The organism is Binatus sp. (SeqCode) (genome assembly GCF_050013435.1).
GTDB lineage: Bacteria > Desulfobacterota > Binatia > Binatales > Binataceae > Binatus.
In genome coordinates, this window is sequence record NZ_JBEKFG010000036.1 from 1 (window position 1) to 21,255 (window position 21,255).

Here is a 21,255-nt window from a genome sequence, read left to right on the forward strand (position 1 = left end):
CGCCTGCCGATCATCGTGTTCAATTTGCGTAAAGCGGGTAATATAAGAAGGGCCGTGATGGGTGAGCAAATCGGGACCCGGGTGGAGAGCGCACCGTGAGCATGCTTACCGACACAATCGAAGACGCGCGCAAGGAAATGGACAAGACCGTGGAAGCGTTTCGCCACGAACTGGCCCGCGTCCGCACCGGCCGCGCTTCAACCGCGCTGGTTGAAAATCTGCAGGTAAATTACTACGGCGCGAAGACTCCGCTGCGGCAATTGGCCGGGTTGTCGGCGCCCGAGCCGCGCTTGATAGTGATCACGCCATACGACAAGGGCGCGATGCACGAGATCGAAAAGGCGATCCAGGCTTCCGATCTTGGCCTGATGCCGATGAACGACGGCAAGTTGATCCGGATTCCGATCCCCGAGCTGACCGAGGAGCGCCGCAAGGACCTGGTGAAACACGTCCGCAAAATCGGCGAGGAATTCCGCGTCGGCATCCGCAACCATCGCCGCGACGCCAACGACATGCTCAAGGAAATGCACAAGGAAAAGCAGGCCACCGAGGACGAAATGCGAACCGGCGAGGCCAAGGTGCAGCAGTACACGACCGAGTTCATCGAGAAAATCGACAAAGTGCTGACCGCCAAAGAAGCGGAAATCATGGAGGTCTGAGCTCGCCCGTTTACGGCGCGTGAGCTTCGGTGAAACCTGAACCCCAAGTGGCAATCTCACTACCACTGAGCGATTTCCCCAACCTGTCTTTGGATCCATCGCGGATGCCGCGTCACGTGGCGATCGTGATGGACGGCAACGGCCGCTGGGCGAATCGGCGCGGGCTCTCGCGCCATGAGGGCCATCGGCGCGGCAAGGATTCGGTGCGCGCGGTGGTCGATGCGGCGCGCGAACTGGGCATCCCGTACCTCACGCTGTACGCATTTTCGAGCGAGAACTGGGGCCGGCCGACCACTGAAGTCAGTTTCCTGATGCAGCTGTTCCATCGCTATCTCATCACCGAGACCAAGCGCCTGATGAAACGCGACATCCGCGTGGTGGCTCTGGGAGACACCGAGCGCTTACCGCCGCGGGTGCGCGAGGCCTTGGCCGAGACCGTCGAGGCGACGCGCGAAAATCGCACGATGACGGTGGCGTTGGCGTTGTCGTACGGCGGGCGCCAGGACATCGTGAACGCGGCGCGATCGATCGGGCGCGCGGTGGCGCAAGGCGCGATTTCACCCGATCAAATCGACGAGCAGATGCTGGCGCGCGCACTGACTACCGGCGGGCTTCCCGATCCCGACCTGCTGATTCGCACCTCGGGAGAACTGCGAATCTCCAATTTTTTTCTCTTTCAACTCGCCTACACCGAACTTTATTTCACCGATACGCTGTGGCCCGATTTCCGCGAGCGCGAATTCCTGAGCGCGATCGCCGCCTACCAGCTTCGCGAACGCCGCTTCGGCGCGATCTCGAACGGCTCCGATACCCGGCTGCGTGCTCAGAACTAGGCTCCTGACCGCGGCGGTCCTGCTGCCCGCGGTGGGCGCGCTGGTAGTTTTCGCGCCGGCCTGGTTCTTCACGATTTTTATCGCGATCGCCGCAATCTGGGGACTCTATGAAGTCGCCGCGATGACCGGCGCCCTGCACATGGTCGCGATACCGCTGTTCGCCGTCGTCGGTGGCGTGCCGTTGTTCGGGCTGCTCTACGGCGGCGACGTGGTATGGCTGCCCGTGCTGGTGATCCTCATGATGCTTGCGCTGGTGGCGCGAGTCGCGGTTGCCGGCGGCGCCGGATCATCCAGAGGCCCGCGGCTGGTCTTCATTGGCGCGGCATACGTCGGAGTTCTGTTCCCTTATTTCGCGCTGCTGCGCAACGGTCCCTGGGGCATCGAGATGCTGCTGGTGGTCATCTTGCTGGTGGTGGTGAGCGACAGCGGCGCATACTTTGTCGGGATGTATCTGGGCCGGACGAAGCTTGTGCCCAACGTCAGCCCAAATAAGACGGTCGAAGGCGCGGTGGGCGGCTTGATCGCGACGATGGCGGCCGGGTGGTTGCTGCTTGAGATACGCGGCGGGTCGTGGGATACGGGCCCTGTCCTGCTATTTTCGGCTATGATTTCCCTTCTCGCGCAGCTTGGCGACCTGGCCGGCTCGGCATTAAAGCGATCCGCGGGAGTCAAGGACTCGGGCTGGATTTTTCCGGGCCACGGCGGTCTGCTCGATCGAACTTGTTCGCTAGTCTTCGCGGTGGTTTTCGCTTACTATTGGTTTCATTGATGCGGCTTTGGGAGCCGCATTTTCAGCCTCTCCGCATAAGGACTCCCGGGTAGAAGCCGAATGATACCGTCAATTTTATACGCAGCACTGGTCTTCGCAGTGTTGGTGGTGGTGCACGAGGCGGGACATTTCGCGATGGCGAAGAAGGTCGGCGTCCGCGTGCTGCGATTCTCGATCGGCTACCCGCCAAAAGTATTTGGATTGCGGCGCGGCGAAACCGAGTACTCGTTCGGCGCGACTCCATTCGGCGGCTATGTCCGAATGCTGGGCGATGAAGTCGGCGAGGAACCCAAGCCTGAAGAACTCACGTTGTATCTTCACGAAATCGGCCTCGACCTGACTGGCGCGGCGCGCGAGCGCGGTGTGCTTCAAGCCGGGGGCAACTTCGATGAGAACTTGCGCATCGTTGCCGATCGCCTGGGCGAGTCGGGCACCGGCGTTGCGCACGCCGTCATCGGGCGCGAGCTAAAGCCCGACGAGGCGCTCCTGCTCGACGAGGTGCGCCGCCAGCCCAAAATTGACGACGCGATCAAATCGCTGTCGGAACATCCTCCCGTCAGGCTGGTCGAGGCTTACTGCCATCGGGCGTTCCCGACTCAGCCGCTGGGCAAGCGCGTTCTGATCGTGCTGGCGGGACCGCTGGCGAATCTTATCTTCGCGCCGATTCTGCTCACACTTGTTTTTATGACCGGCGTGCCGGAGTTGTTGCCGGTCGTCGGCAAGACCACCAACAATCTCCCTGCGGCCAAGGCCGGATTGCTCGCCGGCGACCGGATTGTCACGGTCAACGGCCGGCCGATGGAGACCTGGACCGATTTCTCGAAGACGGTGAAGGCCGGAGACGGCTCTGCGATCAAGCTGGAAATTGATCGGGGTCAAAAGGGCGGGTCCGCGCGCAGCACGATTGTCATCAAGCCGACCCGGCTCGACCAGAAGACCATTTACGGCACCAACGCGACCACCTGGGTAATCGGAGTGCAGCCGCGCGGCGACCAGATAACCAAGCGGTACGGTCCGTTCGGCGCGGTGAAAGAAGCGGGCAAAACCTCGGTCGAGATGACCGTCCAGATGGTGGTCGGAATCGCCAGTATCTTCAGCGGCACCACTCCGGTGCGCGAGGCGCTCGGCGGACCGATAATGATCGCGCAGATGGCCGGCAAGGAGGCGCGCGAGGGACTGGCGAACCTCGCAATGTTTACCGTGATGCTGAGCCTCGAGCTCGGCATCATAAATCTGCTGCCGGTGCCGCTGCTCGACGGCGGGCATCTGCTGTTCTTCGCCTTCGAGGGAATAAAGGGCAAGCCGCTCGAACTTCGCTACCGGGAGGCGATGCTCCAGGTGGGACTGTTCTTGCTCGTAGCACTGATGGCGTTCGTAATTTTCAATGACATCTCGCGTATTGTGCAGGGTTAACCGGCTGCTCGAACAGGCGGCCGCGACGCGCCCGGTCCTGGGACTCGACACTTCCACTCCAATCGCAAGCCTTGCGGTTATTGCACACGGGACGGTGGCCGCGTCAGTGGCGCGGCCCGTCACCTCGCATGGCGCCGCATTGCCAGGCGCCGTCGCCGAACTTCTGAGCGCGGCGGGACTGGCGATTGGCGATCTCGGCGCAATCGCGGTCGGGACCGGGCCCGGATCGTTCACGGGACTTCGCATCGGGCTGAGCTACGCCAAGGGCATCGCGATGGCGTCGCGATGTGCGCTGGTCGGCGTGCCCAGTTTCGACGCGATGGCATTAGCTGTGCTGGAGCGCCATATTACCGATTCAGGACGGCTGGTCTGCGTGGTTGTGGACGCTCGAAAAAACGAAGTTTACGCGGCCCTTTACCGGGTCGTGGCCGATGGGCTAGAAAAATTGTCAGAGGAAGTGGTAATCGCGCTGGAACGCCTGGCATCGCGCGTCACCGAGGACGTCATGTTCGTCGGTGACCAAAGAGCGAAGGAAACGGCGGCCCTTGTGGAATCGCATGGCCACAGGGTAACGCTTTCCGAAACAGGGACGCTCGATTTGCGTGGAGTTTGCGCCGCGGCGATTGGCGCAGCGCGGTTTGCCCGTGGTGAAACGGATCGCGCGGCTTCTTTGGAGCCGCTATATATCAGAACGCCGGAGGCCACGTTCAAGCCCACTAAGAAAAATCCGGCGGGCATAGGCACGGAGGGCGTATGGAGCATCGAGAGGAAGAACTCATTCGGCAGCATCTGAACCATGACGAGGCACTGAGAAGCCTCTACACGGAGCATCAAGAGCTGAAACAAAAGCTCGAAGTTTTCAGAAACAAGCTTTACCTGACCAACGAAGAGGAAATCGAAGAAAAGCGGATCCAGAAGCTTAAGCTTGCCTCGAAAGACCGCATGATGGCGATTCTCGGCCGTTATCAACAAGAGGCTCGCTGACGCCGCAGGCCCGGGCCATGAGCGCACGCCCTCCACCCCATGACAAGTCATACAATATCGGTTCTGGTAGAAAACGAATTCGGCGTGCTCGCACGCGTGGCCGGACTGTTTTCGGGCCGCGGCTTTAACATCGAGTCACTGACCGTCAACGAGGACCCGCTCGATCCCACGGTGTCGCGGATCGTGCTGGTGACCGTTGGCGACGATCAGATCGTCGAGCAGATCAACAAGCAGCTCAACAAGCTCGTCTCCGTCATCAAGATAGCCGACTTCAAGGACGTCGATACGATCGAGCGCGAGATGGTGATCGTCAAAGTCGCGGTGGACGACCGCACGCGCTCCGAGCTCGACTCGATCGTGGCCGCGTTTCGCGCCCATGTAATCGACATCGGCCCGCGCGCAATCACCGTCGAGCTGACCGGCGACTCCGAAAAGATCAAGGCCTTCATCGCGATCGTGCGCCCGCTCGGAATCAAGGAAGTCGTCCGTTCGGGCAAAGTCGCGATGGCGCGCGCGGTCCAGCTGAGCCACGATAATCATCAAAACCGCCGGGCACGCGAAGCTGAATAACCTGACAGCGGGAAAATTCGGGAGAGCATTCAAATGAAGGTGTATTACGACCGCGACGCGGACTTGTCCGCGCTCAAAGGCAAGAAGATCGCGGTCATTGGCTTTGGAAGCCAGGGACACGCGCACGCGCTCAACCTGCGCGACAGTGGGATGGACGTATGCGTCGGGCTGGGCGCAAGCTCGCCGTCGCGCGAAAAAGCCAAAAAGCAGGGCCTGCCGGTGTTCGACACCGCCGAGGCCGCCAAGCGCGCCGACGTGATCATGATGCTGGTGCCCGACGAGATGGGCTCGGAGATTTATGAGGCCGAGATTGCCCCGCATCTCTCCAAGGGCAAGTACCTGGCCTTCGGTCACGGCTTCAACATCCATTTCAAATTCATCAAGCCGCCCGCCAACGTCAATGTCTTCATGATCGCGCCCAAGGGACCCGGTCATCTCGTGCGCTCCGAATACACCAAGGGCCGCGGCGTGCCGTGCCTGCTCGCCGTGCAGCAGGATCCGTCGGGCGACACTACCAGGGTCGGGCTCGCCTACGGCAGCGCGATCGGCGGAGGCCGCGCGGCGATAATCGAAACCTCGTTCAAGGAAGAGACCGAAACCGACCTGTTCGGCGAGCAATCCGTCCTGTGTGGAGGACTCACCGAACTCATCCGCGCCGGCTACGAGACGCTGGTCGAGGCCGGCTACGCGCCCGAGATGGCGTACTTCGAGTGCCTGCATGAAGTGAAGCTGATCGTGGACCTGATCTACGAGGGCGGAATCTCGAACATGCGCTATTCGATCAGCAACACCGCCGAGTACGGCGACATGACGCGCGGCAAGAAAGTGGTGGGCGCCGCCTCGCGCGAAGCAATGAAACAGATCCTGGCCGATATCCAGTCCGGCAAGTTCGCCAACGAATGGATCGCCGACTACAAAGCCGGGCTGCCGCGTTTCCGCGAACTGCGCAAGGAAGCCGCGGCGCATCCGGTCGAAGAAGTCGGACGCAAGCTGCGCGCGTTCATGCCGTGGCTCGCCAGCGATCGGCTGGTCGATAAGTCGAAGAACTGAACCGCCGTGGCGGGCGAAACCGACAGCGGGCGCCCGGCGCCGGGCGCCGTACTCGCGCGCATCGCAGGCGCGATCGGAATAGCTGCCGAAGGCGTCGCGCTGTCGGTCGGATTGGCGGTAGTTGGAATCATACTCATTGCGATAGGCCTCAAGTCGATCGGTGCGATCCTGATACTGGCCGCAATCCCGATTGCGCTTTTCTTTCGCGATCCCGATCGCTATCCGGCGCGCACCGAAAACGTCGTGATTTCAGGCGCCGACGGCAAAGTCACGGACATTTCCGACGTATCCTTTCCGGGCTCGACGGGCCGGCTGTGCCATCGGGTGTCGGTGTTCATGTCGCCGCTCAACGTCCACGTGAACCGCGCGCCGGTCGGCGGCGAGGTAACGATGGTCGAGCACACCGCGGGCGAGTTCCGCGCCGCGTTTCGCGACGACGCCAGCGAGCGCAATGAGCGCAATCTGATTGCGATGACCGACGCGTCGGGCCGCATGTTCGCAATGATGCAGGTGGCCGGATATCTCGCCCGGCGAATTGTTTGCCGGCTCCGCGCGCGTGATAGAATACAGGCGGGTCAACGGATAGGGCTTATCATGTTCGGAAGCCGCGTCGATCATTTTTTTCCGTCCGAGTACCGGGTCACGGTGTCGTTGGGACAACGCGTGCGCGCCGGAGAATCCATTATCGGAGCAATCGAGCAATGAGCCGCAATTCCCGCCGCTCGCGCGAAGAGCGCGCCCGGATGGAGCTCTATTCGGGTCAGGGCCGCGAGCCGGGCCTCAAAACGGAAAGCCCGCTGCGCCGCGGCGTGTTCCTGCTGCCCGCGACGATCACGTCGATCGGCCTGCTGTCGGGCTTCTACTCGATGGTCTCCGCGGTGAGCGGACACTTCGAGGTGGCCGCCGTGATGATCGTGATCGCGTTCGTGTGCGACGGACTCGACGGGCGCATCGCTCGCGCGTCGCGCACCTCGAGCCAGTTCGGCGTCGAGTATGACAGCCTCTCCGACGTAGTCGCCTTCGGCGTCGCACCCGCGATGCTGACCTATGCGTGGGCGCTGAAACCGATCGGTTCGCTCGGAATCGGCGTCAGCGGACTGTTCGTGCTGTGCTCGGCGTTGCGCCTGGCGCGCTTCAACGTAACCACCGCGACGGCGGACAAGAGCCGTTTCGTCGGCCTGCCCGTGCCCGGCGCTGCCGTGATGATCTCCGGGCTCGCGCTGGCCTACAGCTACTTCGAATTCGATTCGCCGCGCACGCTGTGCACCTTCATGGTGCCGATCACGCTCGCACTCGGCGGCCTGATGATCTCGCGGGTGCCCTACCCCAGCTTCAAGGCGGTCAAGCTTGAAAAACGCGCGCAGGTCGAACTGGTGATCACGATGATGGTGTTCGCCGCGATGCTGTTCGCGATGCCGCAGCTCACCGCCTTCCTGCTCTCGACCGCGTACGTGCTGTCGGGTCCGGCGCTGATGCTGCGCGGCGAACGGCTGAGCGCCAAAGTATCGGTGCTGCGCCCGGTCGCGCCCGTCTCCAGCCCGATCGACAAGTCCCATGACGCGACAGGGACCGCGCGGACATCCGAGCCCGCCCCAGGCGCCAGCGGCCTCCGCGAGCATCCACGCGTGTAAGGTAGTGCGCTTGCCGGGCACGCCCCGGTCCTTTGTGCCATCGACGGTGGCGTCCTAACGTGAAAAAAAACTTCGGGACGGTTTCAATAAGACCGTTGCGCTTCCCGTCAACCGAAAGACTGGCGATCGCAGGAGGTCATCCCTGAAAACCGGAAGGATACTGCGCCGGGAAGAAATCGAGCAGGTCTGGAATATCGACCGAAGTGAAGTGATAGAGAACATCTATCACTTTGAGAGCGGAACTCTGGTGCTCCGGCCAGATCATCACGATGTCCCCGGCTTGCCACCGGGCGAAGCGGAGAAATACACGCCGATCCTGCTTGACTGCTTCGACCGAGGGGGATGGTTCTATGGTGCATTCGACCAGGCAAAATTAATTGGAATAGTCGTCCTGGAAAGCAAGTGGATCGGCAAGCACAAAGATCAACTCCAACTCAAGTCCCTTCACGTGAGCAGCGCATACCGGAATAGAGGCTTGGGCACGCAGCTATTTGAACTAGCCAAGACGACCGCACGCGAGAGGGGAGCCAAGCGGCTGTACATATCGGCAACGCCTTCGGAGAATACGGTTAACTTCTACATCCGGTTAGGTTGCGCAGTTGCTGGAGAGCCGGACCCGGATCTGTTCGAGCTTGAACCTGAAGATATTCACCTTGAATGTGATGCGTGACGGGTTTCAAATCAGGAGACCCTCAAATTGAGACACTACCCCATCGACGGCCGCCTTGACTGACGTCTCCGCCGCCGCTTAGAATCCATACACTATGTTTTGCAACCTGCTACCGGAGCTGCTGCTGAGCCTGGCCCTTACCGGGGCCCACGCCAGGCGCGCGTCCGGGCAGGTCTAACGGCCTGATTAAACTGAGACACACGCCCCGGGCAGTGGGCCGATCGAAGCCGCCCGGGGCGTTTTCTTTTTTCACTTTCCGCTCATGGCGAACGATCGGCCCGCTGATCCCGCGGCGACGATGCGGGAGGAATGACGATGGCACACGCGAACACGGCCTCGAAGGACGCTGACTACGTCCGTATCTTCGACACGACGCTGCGCGACGGCGAGCAGTCGCCCGGGTGCACGATGAACGTCGAGGAGAAGATCGCGCTCGCGCGCCAACTCGAACGCCTCAACGTCGATATCATCGAGGCCGGTTTCGCCGCTTCTTCGCTTGGCGACTTCGAGTCCGTGAATCGGGTCGCGCAGGCGGTGAGCGCACCGGTCGTGCTCAGCCTCTCGCGCACCCGCGAAGAGGATGTCGATTCGGCGCTGCGCGCAGTCGACAAGGCAGCGCATCCGGGAATTCACATTTTCATCGCGACCTCGGAAATCCATCTCAAATTCAAACTCAACATGAATCGCGAAGACGTGCTCGACGCCGCCACCTGGGCCGTCACGCGCGCAAAAAAGCATCTCGACTACATCGAGTTCTCGTGCGAGGACGCTTCGCGTTCCGACTGGGACTATATGGTCGACGTTTGCAGCGAGGTGATTCGCGCCGGCGCCACCGTGATCAATCTGCCCGACACCACCGGCCACGCGATCCCGGAGGAATTCGGCCGGATGTTTGCGTACATGCGCGAAAAAGTTCCCGGCGCCGACAAAGTCATCTGGAGTGCGCACTGTCATAACGATCTCGGCCTGGCGGTCGCGAATTCGCTGGCCGCGGTTCGTAACGGCGCCCGCCAGGTCGAATGTACCATCAACGGAATCGGCGAGCGCGCGGGCAACTGCTCGATGGAAGAAGTCGTGATGGCGATGAAGACGCGCCGCGACCTGATGAGCGTGGATTCGCGCGTCAACACCCGGCAGATCTATCCGGCCTCGCGTCTCCTGTCGCAGGTCATCGGCCAGTCCGTGCCGGCCAACAAGCCAATCGTCGGCGCCAATGCGTTCGCGCACGAAGCCGGAATCCATCAGGACGGCGTGCTGAAGTACAAGCTCACCTACGAGATCATGAAGCCCGAGGATGTCGGTATCCCCTCGAACAAGCTGGTGCTGGGCAAGCATTCCGGGCGCCACGCATTTACCAACCGGCTCAAGGAACTGGGCGTCGATATCGACGACGTGGACGTGAACAAGGCGTTCGCCGAGTTCAAAGCGCTCTGCGACAAAAAGAAAATTGTGTACGACGACGACCTGCTCGCGCTCGTAACCGAGGAGGCGCGCCGCACAATCGATCACTTCGAGCTGGTCGATTTGAAGGTCGGTTCGTCCAGCAAGAGCACGCCGCACGCGGAAGTCACGCTGCGCGTGGATGGAAAAGAGTGCTCGGCCGAGGGCGAAGGCGACGGGATGGTCGACGCGTGCTACAAGGCGATCTACAAAATCGCCGGATTCAATCCGGCCCTGGAACGTTATGCGGTCAAGGCGATTACCGGCGGCACCGACGCACTCGGTGAAGTGAGCTGCATGATTCGCGACAACGGCGTGACCGTCGCCGGCCAGGGCGCGCACAGCGATATCGTCATGGCCAGCGCGCTCGCGCTGGTAAACGCGCTGAACCGGCTCAAGGCGCGCAAACATGCTCCGCTCAAGCCGACCACCGACGTGCCATGAGCCGCATGGGGCTTGCCCATAACATTCACATGGGCTAGTGGTTTGGGGGCTTGAGTTTGAACTTGAATTCGCTCTTCACCCTGTGCGACGTGCGGCTTTCGCCGGCGCCCGCCGTTGAGGCGGGGGTTGCTACAGCGCCATCGCGCCAATCTGCGCTCCTAATTTTCGAGGCTATTCACTGACGGGTCGAGACGGTCTGACGCTCCTCCCGATCATTCACCTCCAGGCGTTCAGCGCTTTCGCATGGCCTATAAAATTCTAGTCCTCAAAGGTGACGGCATCGGCCCCGAGGTCGTCGGCGAAGCCACGCAGGTTCTCAAGATCATCGCGCGCCGATCCGCCATAGATCTCGAGTTCAAGGAAGGCTTGATTGGCGGTCACGCACTCGACACCACCGGCACTCCGCTGCCCGATGATGTGCTCAAGCTCGCGCAGGACAGCGATGCGATCCTGCTCGGCGCCGTCGGCGGACCGAAATGGGACAAGCCCGACGCCGAGAAGCGTCCCGAGCAGGCGCTGCTTGGATTAAGAAAAGCTCTGGGTCTGTTCGCCAACGTCCGTCCGGTCAAAACCGTCAAGGAGCTGGCGGCCGCGTCGCCGCTCAAGGCCGAGGTGATCGGCGGCGTCGACGTGGTCCTGATTCGCGAGCTGACCGGCGGCATCTATTACGGAAAGCCCAGCGAGAAGCGCACGACGAAGGACGGCCGCGAGGCGGTCGATACCTGCTTTTACACCGAAGCCGAGATTACCCGCGTGCTCAAGTTTGGCTTCGAGCTGGCTCGCGAGCGCCGCAAAAAACTGACCTCGGTTGACAAGGCCAACGTGCTTGCGACCTCTCGCTTGTGGCGCGAGATCGCCACCGAGTTGAGCGCCCAATTCAAGGACGTCGCGTTCGAGAATCAATTGGTCGATTCGATGGCGATGCATCTGATACGCCGTCCCAGGGATTTTGACGTGGTCGTCACCGAGAACCTGTTCGGCGACATTCTGACCGACGAGGCCTCGGTGATTGCCGGCTCGATGGGCTTGTTGCCGTCGGCGTCGCTCGGCGAGGAGCTCAACAGCGCCGGTTTCCGCGTCGGTCTCTACGAGCCGATTCATGGCAGTGCACCGGACATCGCGGGCCGCGACGAGGCCAATCCGCTCGCCGCAATCCTGTCGGCGGCGCTCCTGCTCGAACATTCGCTCGGGATGCGCTCGGAAGCCGAGCTGATTTCGCAGGCCGTCGATTCTGTCGTGCGCGACGGCTATCGCACTCGCGACATTCACGGCGGCGCCGGAACCCAGACCGTGGGATGCAAGGCGATGGGCCGTCTGGTGCGTGAAAAGCTCGAGAGCACCGAAAGCGAAGGCGAATGAGTATTTCCCGCGAGCCGAGAGTGGCGGTGGTCGGCGCCACCGGCGCGGTCGGCAACCAGCTCATCGAACTGATCGCCGCGCGCGGATTTCAGCTCAGCGAACTGAAACTTTTCGCCACTGAAGCGGGCGCCATGCAGACCGTCGACGCCGCCGGTGAGGAGCGCCTCGTCGATGCGCTCGAGAGTCCCGCCGGTCTTCGGGATTTCGATATCGCTTTTCTCGCACTCCCTGCTCCGCGCGCCGCCGAAATTGTCGCCGCACGGCCCGGTCCGATTCTGATCGATCTGAGCGCGGCGAATCGCCCGCCCTCGGATGTGCCGATGGTTGCGCCCGGACTCACTTCGCGCGAGGCGATCGCGAAATTCCGCAATGCGGCGGTTTTCGCAACTCCTCATCCCGCCGCCCACGTGCTTGCCACCTGTTTGAAGGCGCTTGGCGCCCACGGTGGATTCGCCGCCGCCACCACGATGCTCGGCGCAAGCGCCGGCGGCATGGACATGCTGACCGCCACGGTCGATCAGACCACCGATCTTCTGAGCGCGCGCCTCGAGCTTGACGATGACGAAGTCCAGCGCGGCTTCAATGCCTTCATGCGCGAGCATGAGCGCTCCGTCGCGGCTGCAATCGCTGCGCAAGTCGCGGCGCTGCTCGACGGCTCGCCCGTGCTTTCCGTGCAGGTCGCCGCAATTCCCGTCCTTCACGGTTCCGCGTTGACCGTCGATATCGCGCAGCCCCGCGATGGCAGAGGCAACGGCGAAGACCCGGTCGAACTACTGCGCGTCGCCCCCGGTATTCTGATCGCCGAAGAGGGCGAACCGCTCGGCGTGATCGACGCCGTGGGCCAGGAGGCAATCGTCGTCAGCGTCGAGACGCGCCCCGACTCGCTGTCGCTGTGGTGCGTGTTCGACAATACGCGCCTGGCAGCTCTGGGAGCGCTCTGGATCGCCGAGACGCTGGCACTCAGCTCGCCGGCGCTGGCCTGACCCGGCCGCCCACGCGATGGTCCTCAAGCTCACGCTCGAGTACGACGGCGGCAACTATTCCGGATGGCAGCTTCAGCCGCGCCACGATTCCATCCAGGGAAGGATCGAAGCCGCGCTCGAGCGGATTTTCTCAACTCCGGTGCGCGTGTACGGTTCGGGCCGCACCGACGCCGGCGTGCATGCGCGCGGGCAGGTCGCTTCGATTTCAATTCCACGTCCGTTTGATCCCGCCGAATTGCAGCGCGCTCTCAACGCGATGCTGCCGGCCGACATCGTGGTGCTCGACATCTCGCCCGCGCCCGATGACTTCGACCCGCGGCGCGCCGCCCGCTCGCGCGTGTACGAATATCGCGTGTTGAATCGCAAGATCGCGTCGGCCTTCGAGTATCGCTACAGCTGGCTGGTCCGCGACCGTCTCGATCTTGCCGCGATGAACTGCGCCGCGCGCATCTTTGCCGGCGAACACGATTTCGCCGCGTTCCGCTCGCTCGGCACCGAAGTAAGGACCACCGTCCGCCGCGTGATTGCAAGCCGATGGACGCGCGACGCCGACGTTTTTCTCTACCGCGTCGAGGCAACCAGTTTCCTGCGCCACATGGTGCGCGCGATGGTCGCGGCGATGGTCGACGTGGGACGCGGCAAGCTCACGGTGGATAAAATCGCCACGATTCTTGCCGCGCGAGATCGCCATGCGGCTCCGGCCAACGCGCCGCCCGGCGGCCTTTACCTCGTCGAAGTCCGCTACTGACGGCGCGATCGTGCAGGTTGCACGATCCGTCAGCGTAAAACCCTTGGGGCTCAACGCGCGCGCGGCAGGCCTGTGCAAAAACCATCACGATCCCTAGAAAAAATCGCGATTTTCCTCCCGTCTGCACTTGAAATTGGCGCGCTACTGGTTCACCCTCTCTGAAAGCCCGCAACCCGGGACGCAAGGAGGAGGATGATGACCCAGTCGCAGGTAGCAGCCTACATGGCTGAAAAGCTAGGACTCACCAAGAAGCAGGGGAAGACCGTGCTCGAGGAACTCAACGCACTGGTCGTCCGCGAGCTCAAGAAGGAAGGATCGCTGCGGCTGGCCGGCCTCGGTATCTTCCGCAAGCGCAAGACCAAGGCGCGCATGGGCCGCAATCCGGCTACCGGTCAGGAGATCAAGATTCCGGCGCGCACCCGGCTTCGCTTCACCGCTGCCAAAGCGCTGAAGGACTCGGTTCTCGGCACGAAATAATCTCCTGGCCTGATTTTTGTGAACCGCGGGAACGGACCCAGTCCGGCTCTCGCGGTTCGCTTTTTTCCCGTCAGTCTTTGCCGTCCGGCTTGCGCCGCGATGCGGGGTTGCGCGCCTGGCGCGCGCGGGCAAGAAACTCGCGAATCCTGGTTTCGTATCCGCGCTCGGACGGTTCGTAATATATCTTTTCGCCCAGTTCGTCCGGCAAGTAGTTCTGCGCGACCAGCGCGCCCTCGAAATCGTGCGGATAGCGGTAGTCCTTGCCGTAGCCGAGTCCTTTCATCATCGGCGTCGGTGCGTTGCGCAAATGAAGCGGCACCGGCAACGCGCCAAGCGTTTTCGCATCTTCGCCCGCCTGGCGCATCGCGCGATACGAGGCATTGGACTTGGGCGCGCTGGCCAGGTACGTCACGCCCTGCGCGAGCGGAATCACGCCTTCCGGCATCCCGACGAAATCCACCGCCTCCTTGACCGCGATCGCTATTTGCAACGCGCGCGGATCGGCGTTGCCGACGTCTTCCGACGCAAACACCACCATCCGCCGCGCGATGAACAGCGGATCCTCGCCCGCCTCGACCATCCGCATCATCCAGTAAATCGCCGCGTCGGGATCGCTGCCACGCATGCTCTTGATGAAGGCCGAGATGACGTTGTAGTGCTCCTCGCCCGCGCGATCGTAGAGCAACGCCTTCTGCTGCGCCGACTCGCGAATGTGCTCGGGCGTGATCAGCGTCGCGCCCGCATTTTGCGCGAACTCGGCGGCAATTTCGAGCGTGCCCAGCGCACGGCGCGCGTCGCCGCCGGCGTTTCGAACTATCTCGTCGATCGCGCCGACTCCCAGCTTGAGCCCGATCCCGCCCAGTCCGCGCTCCTTGTCGGCGAGCGCGCGATGCACCAGCGTCGAGAGGTTTTCATCCGAGAGCGGATGCAGCACGAGCAGCCGCATCCGCGAGAGCAGCGCCGAGATGACCTCGAACGAAGGATTTTCCGTCGTCGCGCCGATCAGCGTGATCAGCCCGCTCTCGACATGCGGCAGAAAGGCATCCTGCTGCGCGCGGTTCCATCGATGGATCTCGTCGATGAAGACCACGGTGGGCTTGCCCGCGTCGAGGTCGCGGCGCGCCGCTTCCACCGCCTCGCGCAGATCCGCCACACCCGAGGTTACCGCTGCCAGCTTGCGGAACACCGCACTCGAGTGTTCCGCGAGCACCAGCGCAAGCGTCGTCTTGCCGGTGCCCGGCGGCCCCCACAGGATCATCGAATGAAGCACGTGCGCCGCCACCATCTGGCTCAGGAACTTTCCCGGACCCAGCAGATGCTCCTGGCCGACAATCTCGTCGATCGTGCGCGGACGCATCCGATCCGCCAGCGGCTGGCTGAGCGGCGTGCGCGATGGGAACAGACTATCCGATGAATCGGCTTTGCGCCGTGCCATTTTCGAAAAGTATCACAGTCGGCGAGTCCGGCTAAGGCGGCGCCCTACCCCGGCCGTGGCGTCGTTGCGCGGGTGGCTGGGCTGTTCTAGCTTCAAGACGGGCCGGACAGGAGCCGGCATCACCTATGATCGTTGGCATCGATATCGGCGGTTCGACCACCGACGCCGTCATCCTCGAAAATGGCGGCCTGCACGTCGTAACGATCGAGGCCAACGATCCGGTCGCCGCGGCGGCCGGCGCGCTGGGCAAACTCGTCGCCGATTTCGGCATCAAACTCGAAGACATCGAATGCGTCGCCGCCACCGGCGCGGGTTCGCGGGTGCTCGCGGATTCCCTGCTCGGCAGGCCGGTCGTCAAGGTCAACGAGTTCACCGCAATCGGAATCGGCGGCACTTCGCTGGCCGGAAAGGAAAGCGCGCTGGTGGTCTCGCTTGGCACCGGCACCGCAATCGTATCGGTCACGCCGGGCAAAATCTCGCACTTCAGCGGCACCGGCATCGGCGGCGGCACGCTGCTCGGACTGGCCAAGCACATGCTCGGCGTCTCGACGATCGAGCGGCTCGAAGAACTGGCGCGCAAGGGCGACCTGCGCCGCATCGATCTCAGCGTTCGCGACATCGCCGGCGGCGCGATCGGCGACCTGCCGCCGTCGACCACCGCCGCCAACTTCGGCAAGATAAGCGCCGACGCGACGCCCGAGGACAAGGCGCTCGCCATCATGAACATGATCGTCGAATCGATCGGCGTGCTGGCGATGGCCAGCGCGCGCGCCTGCGACCAGGAAAACATCGTGCTCACCGGCAAGTTGTCGCGCCTGTTCCGATTCATGCAGGAGATGAGGCGGCTCACGTTTCCGTTCGGGCGGCGCTTCGTGATTCCCGAGCACGCCGATTTCGCCACCGCGATCGGCGCCGCGCGCCACGCCCGCCCGCACGAATAGCCGGCCACGGATCTCTTTTTCCGCGACCTTGAACGCGCCCTGTGCGGGATCTGTGCGCGAGCAGATTCCGCTTGCTTAAGCAGGCCTACAAAGTGTATTACGAAAATATTCAGTGAGAGGGGGAAATCGGGAAAATGAGTCTTCTGCCCAGATGCTGCTTCTGCGGAGCGATCCTCTGGTCGCCTTTCGAGGTTGGTTCCTACCAAGGGCGAACCGGCTTGCATTTAGCGCATCGCGATTGCCGAGACGAATTTTTGGAGGCTACGCGCGCAAAGATTCGACCTCAAAACTTAATCTATTCAAAACCGTCCGCTACCGAAATTGGAGCAATGGGTAAATCCGGTTCACCCCGCTCTGGTTCCACTTCGACCCGGCGCGGATCGCGTTAAGTACACACTCCCGACAGCCCGCCGGCCACTGCCCTTTGCGGGGGGCGTGGCTACATCATTGCGGCGCGGTAGGATATAAACTTCCAGGATTCAGGCGCGGGCGGATCTGCTCAACGGGATCTGCCCAACGGGATTGTCCGGCCGCGCCGGCGCGTTTGCGAGGTTTAATTCACCGATGCCATCAGAGTTGCTCAAAGGATTCCGGCTGCTCGATTTGACCGACGAGAAGGGCGCGTTGTGCGGCAAGATGTTCGCCGACCTCGGCGCCGAAGTTATCAAGGTCGAGCCGCCCGATGGATGCTCGACGCGGCGCATCCCGCCCTATCTCGAAGATATCGCCGACGCCGACCATTGCCTCTATTCGATCGCCTATCACGCGGGAAAAAAATCCGTGACCGCCAACCTCGCCACTGACGACGGGCGCGCACTCGTCGCCGATCTTGCGGCGCAATCCGACTTCCTGGTCGAGTCGCACCCGCTGGGCTATCTCGACTCGATCGGTCTCGGCTACGACGCGCTCGCCAGGAAAAATCCACGCCTCATCTACGCGTCGATCACGCCGTTCGGCGATAGCGGTCCCGGCAAGGACTACAATTGGGCCGACATCATTTCGTGGGCGGCCGGTGGCCAGATGTACCTGATGGGCGAGGAGGGAAAGCCTCCGCTCCAGATGAGTCTGCCGCAAGCCGGGTTGCACGCCGGCGGCGAGGCCGCGGTGGCCATGATGCTCGCGCACTACCCGCGCCAAATCGACGGGCTCGGCCAGCGAATCGTCGTCAACATGCAGGCCTGCATCGTGTGGACGCTGATGAACGAGCAGGCGATGCCGTTCCTGCACGGCAGCCATCTGACGCGCACCGGAGTTTTTTTCGGCTCGGCCGACGCGCGGCGCAAGATGGTGTACGAATGCAAGGACGGGTACATCTCGACCCTGATCGCCGGCGGGACGACGTTCGGCAAATCGACCATCGCGCTGATCGAGTGGATGCGGGAGAACGGATTCGGCTCCGACTGGATGCGGACCAAGGATTGGTATTCGTGGATACCCGGCGTGTTCATGGCGATGACCGAGCAGGACCACAAGGAGACCGACGAACTCGAAGACACGGTCCAGCGCTTCATGCTCACGATGACCAAGCAGGAAATCTACGCGCAGGCGCTCAAGCGCCGGATCTTTCTGGCGCCGGTGGCGACCGTCGCCGACATCGCATCCGACGAGCAGCTCAAAGCGCGCGACTTCTGGACTGCGGTGCCGCACGACACCATCGGCCGCACGCTCACATTTCCCGGACCATTTGCGAAAATGACCGCGACCCCGATCGGATCGATCGCCCGCGCGCCGCGAATCGGCGAGCACAGCGACGAGATTTACCGCGGGCTGCTCGCCCTCACGCCCGAGCACTTGAACAAACTCCGAGCCGGCGGCTCGATTTAACCAGGAGAAATTCGAGATGAGCCGTTTCGCATTGGAAGGAGTTCACGTGCTCGACTTCGCCTGGGTCGGCGTCGGCCCGATCACGACCAAGTATTTCGCCGACAACGGCGCCGACGTGATTCGCATCGAGTCCGCCGCGCGCCCCGACGTCCTGCGAATCGGTCCGCCGTGGAAAGACGCGATGCCCGGGATCAACCGCAGTCAGTTTTTCGCCAGCTTCAACACCTCGAAAAAGGGAATCACGCTCGACTTGAGCAAACCCAAAGCGCGCGACCTCGCCAAACGCATGGTGCCGTGGGCCGACATCATCGTCGAGAGTTTCACCCCTAAGGCGATGCGCAACTGGGGACTCGATTATGACAATCTGCGTGCGCTGCGCCCCGACCTGATCATGCTCTCGACTTGCATGCAGGGGCAGACCGGCCCCAACGCGCTCTACCCCGGCTTCGGCCAACTGATGGCCGCGCTGTCGGGCTTCTACTACATCTCCGGCTACGGGCCCGGCTCATGCACGCCGCCGTACGGCGCCTATACGGATTTCATCGCGCCGCGCTTTTCCACTTGCGCGCTGCTCGCCGCGCTCGACTATCGCCGCCGGACCGGCCAGGGACAGTATATCGACATGTCGCAGTACGAGGCCGCGATGCAGAATCTCGCGCCCGCGTTGATCGATTACTTCGCCGGCGGACGGGTGCTTGGTCCGCGTGGCAACGCGTCGCCGCGCTACGCTCCGCACGGCGCCTACCGATGCGCCGACGAGGATGGCAACGAGCGGTGGATCGCGATCGCGGTGGCGGGCGACGATCAATGGCGTGCGATGCTCACCGCGCTCGCCGCCGATTCCACCGATCGGCGCTTTGCGACGGCTCAGGGACGCATGGAGAACGCCGGCGCAATCGATGAGTTCGTCGGCTCGCTCACCCGCATCCACAACGCGCAGGAACTCACCGCGAAGTTGCAGGCCGCCGGCGTTGCCGCCTATCCGGTCGAGAACTGCGTCGATATCCACCAGGACGACAACCTCGAGGCGTTCGGCTTCTGGCATTGGCTCGAGCACAAGGAGATGGGCCCGTCGCCCTACGAGGGACTCGAGCATCGGATGAGCCGCACCCCGGGCGCGCTTCGATCGGCCGCGCCGGTTCTCGGCCAGGACAACGACGAAGTCTTTCGCGAGATGCTCTCGCTCAGCGCCGATGAGATCGAGCAGCTAAAAAAAGAAAACGTGATATTCTGAGTTCCTTCCGCGACCCCTCGTGCGATACGAACTCAAAATTGCGCTCCGTTATCTGCGCGCCCGCCGCAAGGACGCCTTCATCTCGGTCACGACCATCTTTACCGCCGTCGGCGTGATGATCGGCGTCGCCGCGCTCACCGTGACGCTCTCCGTGATGGGCGGCTTCGAGCAGAGCCTCAAAGAACGCGTGCTCAGCCTCAGCCCGCAGGTCCAGATACTCAGTTCGCAAGGATCGATCGACAACTACGCTGACATCGAGAAAAAGGTCGCCGGCGTGCCCGGCGTCAACGGCTCCGACGCCTACATCGTGGGGCAGGCGATGCTGAGTTCGGGACGCGGAATCGGCGGCGTCATCGTGCGCGGCGTCGAGCCGGCCAATCCCGTCGTGCGCGCGCAATGGGGCCGCTTTATGACCGCCGGCGGTCTCGACGATCTCTCGCGAAGCTACGCGATCCCCGCGATCGCCGCGCAACCCGCGGCCGTGGCAGGCGGCCTCGCCATCGGAGTCAGCCTTGCGAAAAAACTCAAAGCCAAACCCGGTGACGCGGTTCGGATGGTCGCGCCGATTTTCTCGCCCGATGGATCGCTCTCAACCAAGAGCGGCCAATTCGCGGTCGGCGCAATCTTCGACTCCGGGATGAACTTCATCGATAGCAACATGGTCTTCATGGATCTCGCGCACGCCCAGGATTTTTTCGGACGCACCGGACGAGTCGACGGCATCGATATCCATCTGACCAATCTCGACCAGACCGACGCGGTGACCGACGCGATGCGCAAGCTGTTCACGAGTCCATACCAGGTGCGCAACTGGATCGAGTTCAACGAAAATGCCGCCGCCGGCTTCGCACTCCTCAAGCGCGTCTACGCACTCGTGCTCGTGATGCTCATCGGGGTCGCCGCGTTCAACCTGGTCGCGACGCTGATCATGGTCGTGATGGAGAAGCGCAAGGACATCGCCGTGCTGATCGCGATGGGGGCGACGCGCCGCGACGTGCGCCTGATCTTCGTGATGAAGGGAATGATCGTCGGCGCGGCTGGGACCGCGGCCGGATTGATCCTCGGCGCCGCCGGATGCTTCGCGCTGGCGCGTTACCAGTTCATTCACATCCCGCGTGAAATTTACGGCATCTCGACGCTGCCGATCGCCGTCGATCCGTGGAACTTCGCCGCCGTCGCGCTGGCCTCGATGCTGCTCTGCTTGCTCGCGACCGTCTATCCGGCCCGCCAAGCGTCGCGAGAGATGCCTGTCGAAATCTTCCGCTCCTAGCTCCGCCGCACGCCCTACCCCACACATCCGCGGACAGGTGAAAATCGACTACTGATTATTTGGTGTGTGATTCGTATTCGTGGGGGGCTTGGCGGCGAGCTTCGGTTTGCGAACGACCAAAGTCTCGTGACCGCGAACCTTGATCGTGCGCGCCGGCTCTGACTGAAAGTTCTGACTCGGTCCGTCAGAATGCCGTGGCTGCGACGAGCTGCGATTGCGCCGCCAGTTGCTGAGCTCCTTCGACAGTTTTGAGGCCAGCGAGTCGTTGTCCTGGCCGCTCTCGGTCGATTCTCCGCTTTCCTTGTTGAGGTCGCCCTCAAACTCCGCGGAACTCATTTGCGTTCTCTCTTCTTGTGACGTGGATTTGTCCTCCTTGCTGGGAACGTTTAAGAAACAGGATTTTAGTTTCCGAAATTGATGTGCTGACAGTAATCGGCGCTCGCGCTCGCGGCAGCCTGGGGTCGTTAATCAGTGGATAAGATTGTGTCTCGACTGCGTACCGAATCTGAGTTTTATCGGCG

General features: G+C 62.5%; 22 protein-coding genes. 20 read left to right on the forward strand and 2 right to left on the reverse strand.

Features of this window, described 5'->3' with window-relative positions:
- Nucleotides 1-101: 101 nt before the first annotated feature.
- From frr to ABSB13_RS09125, 16 genes are all read left to right on the forward strand, one after another.
- Nucleotides 102-659, forward strand: a complete 558-nt coding sequence (frr, locus tag ABSB13_RS09050; protein ID WP_428107586.1) for a ribosome recycling factor — start codon at nt 102-104, stop codon at nt 657-659.
- A gap of 47 nt (nt 660-706) precedes the next feature.
- Nucleotides 707-1,492 (forward strand): undecaprenyl pyrophosphate synthase, encoded by a 786-nt coding sequence (uppS, locus tag ABSB13_RS09055; RefSeq protein ID WP_428107544.1) that lies wholly within the window; start codon nt 707-709, stop codon nt 1,490-1,492.
- Nucleotides 1,479-2,261, forward strand: coding sequence for a phosphatidate cytidylyltransferase (locus ABSB13_RS09060; RefSeq protein WP_428107546.1), 783 nt, complete (start codon nt 1,479-1,481; stop codon nt 2,259-2,261). The genes uppS and ABSB13_RS09060 overlap by 14 nt, the downstream gene beginning before the upstream one ends.
- Before the next feature lie 60 nt (nt 2,262-2,321).
- Nucleotides 2,322-3,674, forward strand: coding sequence for an RIP metalloprotease RseP (rseP, locus tag ABSB13_RS09065; protein ID WP_428107547.1), 1,353 nt, complete (start codon nt 2,322-2,324; stop codon nt 3,672-3,674).
- Nucleotides 3,646-4,467, forward strand: coding sequence for a tRNA (adenosine(37)-N6)-threonylcarbamoyltransferase complex dimerization subunit type 1 TsaB (gene tsaB / locus ABSB13_RS09070; RefSeq protein WP_428107548.1), 822 nt, complete (start codon nt 3,646-3,648; stop codon nt 4,465-4,467). The genes rseP and tsaB overlap by 29 nt, the downstream gene beginning before the upstream one ends.
- The gene (locus ABSB13_RS09075; RefSeq protein ID WP_428107550.1) at nt 4,428-4,658 is read left to right on the forward strand and encodes a DUF465 domain-containing protein; all 231 of its coding nucleotides are present in this window, start codon (nt 4,428-4,430) and stop codon (nt 4,656-4,658) included. The genes tsaB and ABSB13_RS09075 overlap by 40 nt, the downstream gene beginning before the upstream one ends.
- Nucleotides 4,659-4,697: 39 nt before the next feature.
- Nucleotides 4,698-5,228 (forward strand): acetolactate synthase small subunit, encoded by a 531-nt coding sequence (ilvN, locus tag ABSB13_RS09080; RefSeq protein WP_428107551.1) that lies wholly within the window; start codon nt 4,698-4,700, stop codon nt 5,226-5,228.
- Nucleotides 5,229-5,261: 33 nt separating this feature from the next.
- Entirely contained in the window at nt 5,262-6,278 is a 1,017-nt protein-coding gene (gene ilvC / locus ABSB13_RS09085) for a ketol-acid reductoisomerase (protein WP_428107553.1), read from the forward strand.
- A 6-nt stretch (nt 6,279-6,284) separates the two neighbouring features.
- Nucleotides 6,285-6,983, forward strand: a complete 699-nt coding sequence (locus ABSB13_RS09090) for a phosphatidylserine decarboxylase (protein ID WP_428107554.1) — start codon at nt 6,285-6,287, stop codon at nt 6,981-6,983.
- Complete coding sequence (pssA, locus tag ABSB13_RS09095; RefSeq protein WP_428107556.1) at nt 6,980-7,909, forward strand: CDP-diacylglycerol--serine O-phosphatidyltransferase; 930 nt, start codon at nt 6,980-6,982, stop codon at nt 7,907-7,909. Before ABSB13_RS09090 ends, pssA begins: the two co-directional genes overlap by 4 nt.
- Before the next feature lie 142 nt (nt 7,910-8,051).
- The gene (locus tag ABSB13_RS09100; protein WP_428107588.1) at nt 8,052-8,579 is read left to right on the forward strand and encodes a GNAT family N-acetyltransferase; all 528 of its coding nucleotides are present in this window, start codon (nt 8,052-8,054) and stop codon (nt 8,577-8,579) included.
- Between the two features lie 315 nt (nt 8,580-8,894).
- Nucleotides 8,895-10,463, forward strand: a complete 1,569-nt coding sequence (locus ABSB13_RS09105; RefSeq protein ID WP_428107557.1) for a 2-isopropylmalate synthase — start codon at nt 8,895-8,897, stop codon at nt 10,461-10,463.
- Between the two features lie 243 nt (nt 10,464-10,706).
- Nucleotides 10,707-11,822 carry a 3-isopropylmalate dehydrogenase gene (gene leuB, locus ABSB13_RS09110; RefSeq protein ID WP_428107559.1) on the forward strand — a complete coding sequence of 372 codons (1,116 nt, stop codon included), beginning with the start codon at nt 10,707-10,709 and terminating at the stop codon, nt 11,820-11,822.
- Complete coding sequence (locus ABSB13_RS09115; protein ID WP_428107560.1) at nt 11,819-12,805, forward strand: hypothetical protein; 987 nt, start codon at nt 11,819-11,821, stop codon at nt 12,803-12,805. Before leuB ends, ABSB13_RS09115 begins: the two co-directional genes overlap by 4 nt.
- A gap of 16 nt (nt 12,806-12,821) precedes the next feature.
- Complete coding sequence (gene truA / locus ABSB13_RS09120; RefSeq protein ID WP_428107561.1) at nt 12,822-13,553, forward strand: tRNA pseudouridine(38-40) synthase TruA; 732 nt, start codon at nt 12,822-12,824, stop codon at nt 13,551-13,553.
- Between the two features lie 195 nt (nt 13,554-13,748).
- Complete coding sequence (locus tag ABSB13_RS09125; protein WP_331958656.1) at nt 13,749-14,030, forward strand: HU family DNA-binding protein; 282 nt, start codon at nt 13,749-13,751, stop codon at nt 14,028-14,030.
- A gap of 70 nt (nt 14,031-14,100) precedes the next feature.
- Here the strand turns inward: ABSB13_RS09125 and ABSB13_RS09130 are convergent, their stop codons facing one another.
- A complete protein-coding gene (locus ABSB13_RS09130) occupies nt 14,101-15,465 on the reverse strand; it encodes a replication-associated recombination protein A (RefSeq protein WP_428107563.1) in 1,365 nt (454 codons plus the stop codon).
- Nucleotides 15,466-15,590: 125 nt separating this feature from the next.
- On the opposite strand from ABSB13_RS09130, the gene ABSB13_RS09135 reads away from it, so the two are divergent.
- The 4 genes from ABSB13_RS09135 (at nt 15,591) to ABSB13_RS09150 (ending at nt 20,734) form a co-directional block, all read left to right on the forward strand.
- Entirely contained in the window at nt 15,591-16,406 is an 816-nt protein-coding gene (locus tag ABSB13_RS09135; protein WP_428107564.1) for a BadF/BadG/BcrA/BcrD ATPase family protein, read from the forward strand.
- Nucleotides 16,407-16,970: 564 nt separating this feature from the next.
- Entirely contained in the window at nt 16,971-18,230 is a 1,260-nt protein-coding gene (locus ABSB13_RS09140; protein ID WP_428107566.1) for a CaiB/BaiF CoA transferase family protein, read from the forward strand.
- 16 nt (nt 18,231-18,246) lie between these two features.
- Nucleotides 18,247-19,464 carry a CaiB/BaiF CoA transferase family protein gene (locus tag ABSB13_RS09145; RefSeq protein WP_428107567.1) on the forward strand — a complete coding sequence of 406 codons (1,218 nt, stop codon included), beginning with the start codon at nt 18,247-18,249 and terminating at the stop codon, nt 19,462-19,464.
- Nucleotides 19,465-19,483: 19 nt separating this feature from the next.
- The gene (locus ABSB13_RS09150) at nt 19,484-20,734 is read left to right on the forward strand and encodes an FtsX-like permease family protein (protein WP_428107569.1); all 1,251 of its coding nucleotides are present in this window, start codon (nt 19,484-19,486) and stop codon (nt 20,732-20,734) included.
- A gap of 48 nt (nt 20,735-20,782) precedes the next feature.
- On the opposite strand, the gene ABSB13_RS09155 is transcribed toward ABSB13_RS09150, so the two are convergent.
- Complete coding sequence (locus tag ABSB13_RS09155) at nt 20,783-21,070, reverse strand: hypothetical protein (protein ID WP_428107570.1); 288 nt, start codon at nt 21,068-21,070, stop codon at nt 20,783-20,785.
- Between the last annotated feature and the right edge of the window lie 185 nt (nt 21,071-21,255).

Coding starts and splice junctions, on each gene's coding strand:
- frr (WP_428107586.1), top strand. CDS start 102: ATGCTTACCGACACAATCGAAGACGCGCGCAAGGAAATGGACAAGACC.
- rseP (WP_428107547.1), top strand. CDS start 2,322: ATGATACCGTCAATTTTATACGCAGCACTGGTCTTCGCAGTGTTGGTG.
- tsaB (WP_428107548.1), top strand. CDS start 3,646: ATGACATCTCGCGTATTGTGCAGGGTTAACCGGCTGCTCGAACAGGCG.
- ABSB13_RS09075 (WP_428107550.1), top strand. CDS start 4,428: ATGGAGCATCGAGAGGAAGAACTCATTCGGCAGCATCTGAACCATGAC.
- ilvN (WP_428107551.1), top strand. CDS start 4,698: ATGACAAGTCATACAATATCGGTTCTGGTAGAAAACGAATTCGGCGTG.
- ilvC (WP_428107553.1), top strand. CDS start 5,262: ATGAAGGTGTATTACGACCGCGACGCGGACTTGTCCGCGCTCAAAGGC.
- pssA (WP_428107556.1), top strand. CDS start 6,980: ATGAGCCGCAATTCCCGCCGCTCGCGCGAAGAGCGCGCCCGGATGGAG.
- ABSB13_RS09105 (WP_428107557.1), top strand. CDS start 8,895: ATGGCACACGCGAACACGGCCTCGAAGGACGCTGACTACGTCCGTATC.
- leuB (WP_428107559.1), top strand. CDS start 10,707: ATGGCCTATAAAATTCTAGTCCTCAAAGGTGACGGCATCGGCCCCGAG.
- ABSB13_RS09115 (WP_428107560.1), top strand. CDS start 11,819: ATGAGTATTTCCCGCGAGCCGAGAGTGGCGGTGGTCGGCGCCACCGGC.
- truA (WP_428107561.1), top strand. CDS start 12,822: ATGGTCCTCAAGCTCACGCTCGAGTACGACGGCGGCAACTATTCCGGA.
- ABSB13_RS09125 (WP_331958656.1), top strand. CDS start 13,749: ATGACCCAGTCGCAGGTAGCAGCCTACATGGCTGAAAAGCTAGGACTC.
- ABSB13_RS09130 (WP_428107563.1), bottom strand. CDS start 15,465: ATGGCACGGCGCAAAGCCGATTCATCGGATAGTCTGTTCCCATCGCGC.
- ABSB13_RS09135 (WP_428107564.1), top strand. CDS start 15,591: ATGATCGTTGGCATCGATATCGGCGGTTCGACCACCGACGCCGTCATC.
- ABSB13_RS09140 (WP_428107566.1), top strand. CDS start 16,971: ATGCCATCAGAGTTGCTCAAAGGATTCCGGCTGCTCGATTTGACCGAC.
- ABSB13_RS09145 (WP_428107567.1), top strand. CDS start 18,247: ATGAGCCGTTTCGCATTGGAAGGAGTTCACGTGCTCGACTTCGCCTGG.
- ABSB13_RS09155 (WP_428107570.1), bottom strand. CDS start 21,070: ATGAGTTCCGCGGAGTTTGAGGGCGACCTCAACAAGGAAAGCGGAGAA.